This is a genomic window from Streptomyces sp. JK94, assembly GCF_053613315.1.
Map to the genome: position 1 here is coordinate 1 of NZ_JBSICH010000064.1, position 9536 is coordinate 9536.

A 9536-nucleotide genomic window follows, 5' to 3' on the forward strand; every position below is an offset into this window, starting at 1 on the left:
CCGAGCCACAGGGCGTGTCCCTATAGGGGCCTTGCCGAGTTTCAGGCGCCATCACGGTTCAGACCGCCCGAGCGGGCCGGTGCCATCCACCCAGCACGTCACCACGCGGGAGGCGAACCACCATGACGACCAGAGAGCGCAGCACCTCCTCCAGTACGGATCCGCCGGTTCGGGGCGAGGTCGTGCTGGGCGTGGACACGCACGGCGAGGTGCATGTTGCCGCCGCGGTCTCCCCGCTCGGGAAGGTCCTGGGAACCGAGTCCTTTCCGGCCACGGTGGCCGGCTACCGACAACTGCTTGTCTGGGCCCGCAAGCGGGGGACGGTGCGCCGGGCCGGCGTGGAGGGCACCGGCACCTTCGGCGCGGGCCTGTCCCGCTACCTGGTGACCCAGCGGATTCAGGTGTTCGAAGTGAACCGGTCCGACCGCTTGGCCCGCCGGCTGCTCGGCAAGTCGGACCCGCTCGACGCCCAGGCCGCAGCGCGAGCCGTGCTCAGTGGTCGCGCCCGAGCCCGGGCGAAATCCGGCGACGGTCCGGTGCACAGCGCCCGGATCTACAAACTCGCCAAGGACTCCGCGGTCAAGGCCCGCACCCAGGCGATCAACCAGCTCAAGGCCGTCCTGGTCATCGCCGGCCCCGCCCTGCGGGAACGCATGTCGAGCCTCGGCAACGCCGAGCTGTTCCGCACCTGTGCGCGCCTCGGCCCACCCGACGGTGGGGGAGACGAGGACGCGGTGGCCCAAGCCACCCACATGACATTACCTGCTCGCCGAACGCATCGAGCAGCTCACCGAGCAGATCGATGAGCTGAACCAACGACTGACCCGGCTCGTCGAACGCCACGCCCCACAGCTGCTCGTACCGGTGGGCATCGGTCCGGACAGCGCCGTCACCCTGCTGATCACCATGGGGGACAACCCTGAGCGGCTCGACACCGAGGCGTCCTTTGCTGCCCTTTGCGGAGTCAGCCCCATCGAGTACTCCTCCGGCCAGCGGAGCACGCGCCGGCTCAACCACGGCGGCGACCGGCAGGCCAACGCCGCCCTGCACCGCATCGTCTTCACCCGCCTGCGCCACGACCCGCGCACCCGGGCGTACTACGAACGCCGCACCCAGGAGGGCAAGACCCGACGCGAGATCATCCGATGCCTCAAGCGGTATGCCGCCCGCGAGGTCTTCAACCTGGTCAGACCGGTCTCCCTTGCCCCCGCGTTATAGGGGCGTCTGTGATACGCGGGTGATACGGCGAGGCCCCACCGAGGTCCGTCATGGCGGGAACTCTGAGCGGATCCGTGAGACGGCGAAGCCGCACCGGAGCACTCCGGTGCGGCTTCGCCGGGAGATCGAACGTGCTGGCGTGCACGATGCGATCGGTGCCTCGTTCGGTCCGTGCGCCTGTGACTCTCTCGGGTGCTTGATTTGTGATCACACCTTGCCCACTCGTCCGTGTGAGAGGTGCTTGCTCCTCCGACGCAGCCGGTCATGTGGGGGCGGGAAGTGGCGATCTTCGGCCGAGGTGGTTTCTGACCGCTGCCTTTCTGATCCAGGATCGGGTAATTCGGCTGCTCAGCCCTGTGTGCGAAGAGACATGAAAAAGTCGTCGATATCCATGATTTCTTCGTCTGTGAGGGAGGGTGCCTGCCAATCAGTTCTCGCGCCGTGTTCCATGAACGCGGAAGGAAGGCGCGTGCCGTAGGTTTCCACGTACTCGGCTGTGTCGCGCCGCCAGTAATAGGCGCCGTCACTGTGAAGGGCGGATCCGCCCATGACCGAGAACTTCTGATCCACGACATCTTCAGTGAGTCCCATGAGAGCGATGATCACGGGTGCCGCTCTCAGATATTCTGCTACACGTGGGCGTTCGTGGAGGGGCATGTGACCGGAGAGTGCCTTGATCTCCTCTGCGTTGCGGCTGAAGTGGGACTGGCCGGAGATGCTGCCGAACAAGCCGAGGGGGTGGCTTGACGCATGCGATGTCCTCCTGGCCGGACTGTTGGCGGCGGTGGATGTGGTCACGTCAGCGCACGCGGGGGCGCCCGGAACGCGGTTCCGGGCGCCCCCGCCGGGCTGCTGTCGGGCTGTTCCGGGCCCGTTCACTTCGGGTCGCCCAGGCTGCCCTCGGGCCATTCACGGACCTTGTCGGTCCGTGGATCGAGGTCTGCTTGATGGCCGCTCGCGTCCTTCACTTCCACGCCACCGAGAGCGTCGGAAAGTTCGTCCGCGGCCTTGCATGTGCCGTGGCAGGTCACCAGCTGGATGGGACCGCCGTCGGATCGTGGCCTTTCCGTAGGTGTCGGAGGCCACGATCCGACGCGGATCAATCGGCCAGGGTCAGTTCTCCAGCCGTTTCGATCCCTGCCGTCCGTGCTGCCGCGCGGCAGAACTCCTCGGGCGGGCAGTAATGGTGCGCCGTCATGTAGTGGATCACCAGGTTCGGCGCCGCGTAGCGCGTGCCGTCGGCTCCCTGCACCCGAATCTCCGCCGATCCGAGCCACACCTCGGTGTCCCCGGCGGGGCCGCCGAGGACGACGGGACGGTCGATGCCACAGAACTCACAGTGGTGGACGCCGCGCATCTGGTTGTCGTAGGCGGCGCTGAGGACCTTCAACGCGTCCACTACGCGCTCATCCACGACTCCCGTGCGGTAGCCGTGCTCCGGCGCCAGCCAGCCGACGTTGAGCATCTCCTGGTCCGACTCGTCGTAGGAGTAACGGGTCAGGTCGGGGTAGTAGGTCATGCGTCGCTCCTCAACGACGGGGGTCGCAGTGCTTCCGGCAGATCGCCAGGTGTACCGGGCCCATGTTGGGTTTGAGGATCTCACTGAGCAGCGTGTCCTTGCTCACCGTGATCGAGCCGTTCATCATCCTGAGGTCGTGGCCCGGAGCCACGGTGTAGTCGGGAAGTGTCTTACCGGGACCGACGATCTCTGTGGGCTTGATCTTCTTTCCCTGTTCGACTGCGAGTCCGACGGACTGGCGAAGACCCAAGCCGTCCTCCACGTAGAAGTAGCCCCAGGTGCCGCTTGGCATCTGCGTGTCGCCGGTGCCACGGACGTACCAGCCGTGACCTGCGATCACGGCTTGGCCGTCAGGACGTCCACCGGGGAGTCGTTCGGCGGCCGGGCCGACACCCTTGCCGTGCGTGGGGATGTCGTGCCCGCGTACCTCGGGCGCCACGGCCGCCCGCCGCCAGCCGGTGAGGCCGCCGATGCCTACGAGGGCGATCTGCTCGGTCAGTTCTTCGGCGGTTTCGGCGTACAGGTCGGCGAGGGCGTCGCAGCCCTGCTGGCGGAGCATGTATTCGGCGCGGTAGAGGCGGTAGGCGGGGCGGACGGGGAGGTACTTGTCGACGAAGGCGCCGGCGCCGCCGTTCTGGCCGGTGAATGCGTCGTACGCGTCTCCGAGGAAGACGAAGGGGGACTTGAAGACGTCGACGAAGGCGTCGCCGAAGATGCCCGCTGCTTCGCCGAGGCTGTCGACGCGGTCGTTGTTGGGGTCGTCGGGGGTCAGTCCGCTGGGGTCGGTCAGGAGGGTGGGGACGTTGTCGGCGTAGGCGTAGGGCGATATGTACGGCGTGGTCTGGGCGCGGGTGGCGGGGTCGGGTCGGGTGAAGCGGCCGGTGGTGGTGTTGTACTGGCGGGCGTGGAGGTCGAGGTTGCCTGTGGTGGTTTCGTAGCGGGCGCCGGTGTAGGAGGGAGGGCTTGCGGGGGCGCCGCCGGTGGTGGTGCCCAGGACCCGGGTGCCGAACGGGTCGTAGGCCCAGCGCTGGTAGAGGGTGCCGGTGCTGTTGGTGACGTCGACCGGTGAGCCCTGGGTGTCGTGGTGGTAGTAGAAGAGCGCACCTGTGCCGGTCTTGACGGAGGTGGGCTGGCCGAGGGGGTCGTAGCGGAAGGACTGCTTGATGGTCCAGGCGCTGTCGTATTCGGTGGCCAGGATCGGCAGCGGGGCGTTGGGGTCCCACTGGGTGCGGTGGGTGACCGCGCCGTCCTTGAGGGTGGCGACCTGGTTACCGCTGGCGTCGTGGTCGTAGGTGTAGGCGGCGCCCGCGACGGTGGCGGCGGAGATCTGCCCGGCCAGGTCGTAGGTGTAGGTGTCGGCGCCCTTCTTGGTCTGGTTGCCTTCGGCGTCGTAGTCGTAGGCGGTGGTCGTGGTGCCAGTGGTGGTGGAGGTGAGCTGGTCGGCCGCGTCGTAGGTGTAACTGGTGGAGGTGGTGCCGAGGGTGGAGGTCAGGCGGTTGCCGACCTTGTCGTAGGTGTAGGACGTGGTACGGCTCGCGGCGCAGCCGGCGACCCAGGGCTGGGGGAAGCAGCCGGAGGTGAGGCGGCCTGCGGTGTCGTAGGTGAGGTCGTAGCCGGTCGTGCCGACGTTGGCGCGGGTGATGTCGACGTGGGTGGGCAGGCCCGCGGGGGAGAGGGTGTGCGCGGTCTTGGTGACCGTGGTGCCGGCCTTGGCGGAGGTGACGGCGGTGAGGCGGCCGGCCCGGTCGTAGGCGCGGTCCTCGGTCTCGGTGTTGGGCAGCGCGGACTTGGTGAGGTTGCCGGCCGGGTTCCAGGTGTACGTGGTGGTCTTGCCGTCGGCCAGCATCGTGGCGGTGCGGCCGTCGTTGTCGTACGTGTACGTGATCGTGTTGCCGTCGGAGTACTTGCGGGTGAGCATCTGCCCGGCGGCGTCGTAGGTGTAGGCGAAGCCGCGGGTCTTGGTGAGGTTGCCGACCGCGTCGTAGACGAAGTCCTCGGAGATCTTCGAATTGGCGCGGGCGGTCAGCTGTCCGGCGTTGTCGTAGCCGAACGTCGCGTCGGGGGTGGAGTCGGAGTGGTCGACCTTGGTGAGCAGGCCGCGCGGGTTGTAGATGTAGCCGGTGGATCCGCGGGGCGTGGTCTTTTTGGTGAGGTTGCCGGCGGCGTCGTAGGCGTAGGTGGTCTCCCGCTTCAGCGGGTCGGTGACCGAGGTGAGGCGGCGGGCCGCGTCGTAGCCGTACGTGGTGACGTGCCCGTTGGCGTCGGTACGCTCGGTGACGTTGCCCACTGTGTCGTAGCCGTACGTGGTGACTGCACCGCCCGGAGCGGTGACTTCGGTCAGCCGGTCCAGCTTGTCGTAGCCGTAGGCGGTGGCGCGCTTGTCGGCGTCCGTCTGCTTGACGACGTTGTTCACGGCGTCATAGGCGGTGGTGGTCACGCCGCCGAGCGGGTCGGTGACCGTGGTGGGGTTGCCGGCCGGGGCGTAGCCGTAGGTGGTCGTGTACTGGGCCGGGTCTGCGCCGGTGGCGTTGCCGCGCGGATCGACCGCGGTGGCTTGGCGGCCGTCGGCGTCGTAGGTCCAGCTCTCCTTGTGGCCGAGCGGGGAGGTGCGGCTGAGCAGGTTGCCGTCGGCGTCGTAGGCGTTGGTGGTGGTCTTGCCCAGCTGATTGGTGCTGCTGGTCAGCCGGTTGTTCTTGTCGTAGACGGAGGTGACCGTCTCGCCTGCGGCGTCGGTGATCTTGGTGACGTTGTCGTTGGCGTCGTAGGTGTAGCTGGTGGTGTGGTCCAGCGGGTCGGTGACCGTGAGGGGCCGGTTGATCGCGTCGTAGGTCGTGGTGGTGGACGCGCCGGTCGGGCCGGTGACCTCGATGGTGTTGCCGGCCGCGTCGTAGGTGTAACTCGTGGTGTGGGCGGCCGGGTCGGCGCCGGTGACGTTGCCGCGCGGCGAGACGCTGCTCAGCAGGCGGCCCACCTTGTCGTAGGTGTAGGTGGTCTTGCCGCCGGTCGCGTCGGTCTGGGAGGACAGGCGTCCGCTCGCGTCATAGGTGCGGGTGACGAAGTTGCCGGACGGGTCGGTGGTCCGGGTCAGGTGCCCGGCGTCGTCGTAGACGAACGTGGTGGTGTCGCCCGCCGGATTCCTGGCCGACGTCAGCTGCTCGGCCCCGTTGTACTGGTAGGTCGTGGTGCGGCCCAGCGGGTCGGTGGCCGAGCTGAGCAGGCCGCGGCCGTCGTAGGCGTATGTCGTGGTGTGGTCGGCCGGGTCGGCGTCGGTGGCGTTGCCGCGCGGGTCCGTCTTCGTCAGGATCCGGCCGGCCTTGTCGTAGGTGAACGTGTCTTCTCACCCAGCGGCGTGGTGACCGAGGTCCGGTTGCCGGCCGTGTCGTAGCCGTATGTGGTGACCTTGCCGCGCGGCGTTGTCACGGTCTCCAGCGAACCGAGCGGGGTGTACGTGTAGGCGGTCTTGCCGTCCAGCGGGTCCGTGGTGGACGTCAGCTGGTTCGACGTGTTGTAGGTGTACGTCGTCTTGTTCTTGCGGCCGTCGGTGTGACTGGTGATGTTGCCCGCACCGTCGTAGGTCCAGCTCTCCACGTAACCAAGCGCGGACGGGGCGCTACGGGTGAGCATCCGCCCGGCGCTGTCGTACGTCATCTCCGTGGTGTTGCCGCGCTGGTCGGTGATGGCGACGGGCCGCAGATGGCGGTCGTAGTCGTAGGCGATGCTCTTGCCGTACGGGTCGATGGTCTCCATCAGGACGTTGCCGGCGTACACGTCGGTCCACACGCCGCCGTCGGGCGCTGTGGTGTGCGACTCGCTCTTGCCGTCCCAGGTGAACGTCGTGGTCTTGCCGTTCTGATCCGTCTGGGACTTGATACGGCCCGCGGTGTCGTAGACGTTGGTGACCTCGCCGCCCGCCGGGTCCGTGTAGGAGGACAGTCGCTTGTTCGCGTCGTAGGCGTACGACGACGTCCGGCCGGCCGGGTCGGTCACCGACGTCAGCAGACCGCCGGTGTAGCCGTACGACACCGACGTGCCGTCCGGCAGGCCCACTTCGGACAGCAGCCCGTCGGCACCGGGTGTGAACGTGGTGGTGCGGCCGGCGGCGTCCTTGACGGAGGCGAGCTTGCCGGACGCGTACGTCAGGGTCAGTCCCTTGCCGGCTCTGTCGACCACGGAGGTGAGCTGGCCGCTGCTGTTGAACGTCCGCTTGGTGTGGTCCGGCGTGGTGATCGTGTAGGCGCTCGCGCCCTTGACCAGCTTGGCCGCCGACCCGGCCGGGGCGGCGTACGTGCCGTCACTGTTCTGGGTGAAGACGAACGACGCTCCGTCGTCCGTCCGGTAGGTCACCTTCCCCGTCGCCACGGTCAGCTTGGCATCGAACGGCGTCGCCCAGCCGCGCCCCAACAGACCGACGGCACTCGAGTCGGAGCGGTAGGTGCGCTCCAGGGCCAAAGGCACACCGGGGCTCACCAGGGAGGCGTCGGTGAGCTGTTCGAAGAACATGCCGGTGGCCGTGTTGACCGGGTCTGCTCGGTGCGCCTGTGCGTAGCAGGTACAGATTCCCGCCTGCGCACCGGGGATCACCGGAGTGTAGAACGCCTCCACCAGCGGCGAGGTGGTGCCGCCCGGACTCGACGTCCCGTCGGCGCTGTTGAGGAAGACCCAAGCGTAGTACTCCTTGCCGTCCTCGAGGATTCCGCCCAGCGCGCTGCCGGCCCACCAGAAACACTGGTCCGTGGGATAGGAGTTGCTCGCCCACCAGTCGTAACACCAGGCCCCGGTGTCCGGGGTGTCACTGCTGGGGTCGTCCGTGGACTTCTTGATCTCCTGCTGCACGACGGGGTAGCCGCCCTCATCCAGGACGTACAGCCACATCCCGGTATACGAATCCCCCCGCTTGGGCAGCTTCACCTGCCCGCCGATCGACAACATGCCCGGGTACGCGGTGGCCCAGGACGACACCCACGTCGGGTTCTCGGCCGCCGCGGCGAGGGGCTGCAGAGCCACCTTCGACTCGGCGGCGGGCCCACGCTCCACGCGGTTCTTGTCCGGCCGGCTGTGGGGCTCGTCCCTGGGCTTCTTCTCCGGCGCGTTCATGTACTCGCGCATCGGCGACCGTTCGTGCCGGTCCTCGTCGACCTGCCTGCGCCGCTCGGCCAGCGTCATGGCCTCGGGGGGCTTGGGCAGGTCGGCAGCTGTCCGGACCTGCGCCTGTGCGATGGTCGCGGTGGCTGTGGAGGGCAGACGGTCCCGGGGCAACGCCCAGGAGGGGACGACACCCGCTATCACCAGTAGAGCCAGGGTCAGAAAGGCCGTGACGAGTCTTCGCGCTTGTGTGCGCACAGTGCATCACCTGTGGGTCAGGAGTGAAGAGAGGTCGCGGTGATGCATGATCAGGAGAACCCTCGAACTAACGTGCTGCGGGAATCGGGGCCGAAACGCGACGGGGTCCCCCCTCGCCCTGGCCATGGGTCTGCTGGCTGAGTGGACGAAGGACTCCGCTTGGCCGCTCGATTCGGCGCGAAGGTGATCCCGAGCGCGAGACGGTGTGGGTAAACGGACCCTCGACGGTGAGTTAAGGGCAGGCAGCGGGCCGGAAACGGAAGAAGGGGCTGCTTGAGCGGGATCTTTCTCCGGCCTCGGGCAGGCGATACACCTGTCTGCCACACCTGAGGGATTGATTGCCGACCCGCTGGGCGCTCACAGCCGTCACCCCGACGTACTACCGTGATCACCTACCCTTGGAGGGTCCCCCAACCGCAGGGTGAGTACAGCGGCGGCCCGGGCGCGTGTCCCCGCGAAGCAGAGTTCGCCCTTGTGCCGGTCGGCCCACCGGCGGATCCGCCAGTCACCCGCTCCGAACTCGGCGATGCAGACAGTGGGCGGTGAGTGGACGGACGGCTTCGTGAGCGAGCAGGCAGTTGGCGCTGCGGCCGTAGGCGACGACGTCCGTCTTCTCGGGCAATTTGTCCAGGCGCGGTTCAAGTTCGTCCAGTGGCAGAGAGCGGGCTCCGGGGATATGGCCGGCGGCGTACTCCTCTGCGGGGCGTACGTCGATCAGGCAGACGTTCGTGCTGTTCATCCGGTAGAGCAATTGCTGACGGGTGAGTGGCATGGTGTCCGCCGACCCCAGGTAGACGGCCCGGGCATGATTGGCCTCGCCAAGATGTTCATGGGCCACCTGTTGGAGCAACTCGACCAGAGCGACTACGTCATCGCTTGCCAGTCGGTAGCGGACGCGCGCCCTCGCGTCGAGAGGTGACGACCCCAGCGTGCGGGCCCTGCCGCTTATCGCCGTGGACGACGTCCAGGTAAAGCCGGCGAGGATCTCGCGCAGCCGCTACAGGACTTGTGTGGCCGACTGCTTACCGAACGAGAGTTCGAGGCCGTTCGTTCCGTGGTCGATGAAGGATTGCCGGTAAGGCGGGTCACAGGCTGTCTGTCAATGCCGGTCACGAGTGGGCGAGAAGTCAACTCATTGTCAGTGCGTCCGGGGCAGGTTGAGTGCCGGTTCGGACGAAGCCATCCGGTTGTGGTCGGGTCATGCCGTTGTGCCGGGAGCAGTGGGACGGTGGCGCGGTGCCGTCCCGGACGGGGTCTGACTCATGAGATCTTTGACCGACGTGTCCAGTCACAGGCGTGTCGACTGCCGTTGCGGGATGGTTTTTGCTGTCACCGAGCCACAGGGCGTGTCCCTATAGGGGCCTTGCCGAGTTTCAGGCGCCATCACGGTTCAGACCGCCCGAGCGGGCCGGTGCCATCCACCCAGCACGTCACCACGCGGGAGGCGAACCACCATGAC

General features: G+C 67.6%; 4 protein-coding genes and 2 pseudogenes. 1 reads left to right on the forward strand and 5 read right to left on the reverse strand.

Annotated features, from left to right (window positions below; translation table 11 throughout):
- Nucleotides 1–122 precede the first annotated feature (122 nt).
- Nucleotides 123–1218 (forward strand): annotated as a pseudogene (locus tag ACVV2G_RS32770) (IS110 family RNA-guided transposase).
- Nucleotides 1219–1566: 348 nt separating this feature from the next.
- On the opposite strand, the gene ACVV2G_RS32775 reads toward ACVV2G_RS32770, so the two are convergent.
- The 5 genes and pseudogenes from ACVV2G_RS32775 to ACVV2G_RS32795 form a co-directional block, all read right to left on the reverse strand.
- Entirely contained in the window at nucleotides 1567–1947 is a 381-nt protein-coding gene (locus ACVV2G_RS32775) for a hypothetical protein (RefSeq protein WP_453846421.1), read from the reverse strand.
- Nucleotides 1948–2317: 370 nt separating this feature from the next.
- The gene (locus ACVV2G_RS32780) at nucleotides 2318–2737 is read right to left on the reverse strand and encodes a DUF7919 family protein (RefSeq protein WP_453846422.1); all 420 of its coding nucleotides are present in this window, start codon (nucleotides 2735–2737) and stop codon (nucleotides 2318–2320) included.
- Nucleotides 2738–2747: 10 nt separating this feature from the next.
- Nucleotides 2748–3176: a putative adhesin gene (locus ACVV2G_RS32785; protein WP_453846423.1), complete on the reverse strand. Its 429-nt coding sequence runs from the start codon at nucleotides 3174–3176 to the stop codon at nucleotides 2748–2750.
- Nucleotides 3165–7900: pseudogene (locus ACVV2G_RS32790) on the reverse strand (DUF6531 domain-containing protein); the annotation flags it as partial. The gene ACVV2G_RS32785 and the pseudogene ACVV2G_RS32790, both read right to left, overlap by 12 nt.
- A 682-nt stretch (nucleotides 7901–8582) precedes the next feature.
- Nucleotides 8583–8849, reverse strand: coding sequence for a rhodanese-like domain-containing protein (locus tag ACVV2G_RS32795; RefSeq protein ID WP_453846424.1), 267 nt, complete (start codon nucleotides 8847–8849; stop codon nucleotides 8583–8585).
- Between the last annotated feature and the right edge of the window lie 687 nt (nucleotides 8850–9536).

Bases quoted from the DNA above. Each gene is read 5' to 3' on its own strand.
- ACVV2G_RS32795 (WP_453846424.1), bottom strand. From the start codon at position 8,849: ATGCCACTCACCCGTCAGCAATTGCTCTACCGGATGAACAGCACGAAC.
- ACVV2G_RS32780 (WP_453846422.1), bottom strand. From the start codon at position 2,737: ATGACCTACTACCCCGACCTGACCCGTTACTCCTACGACGAGTCGGAC.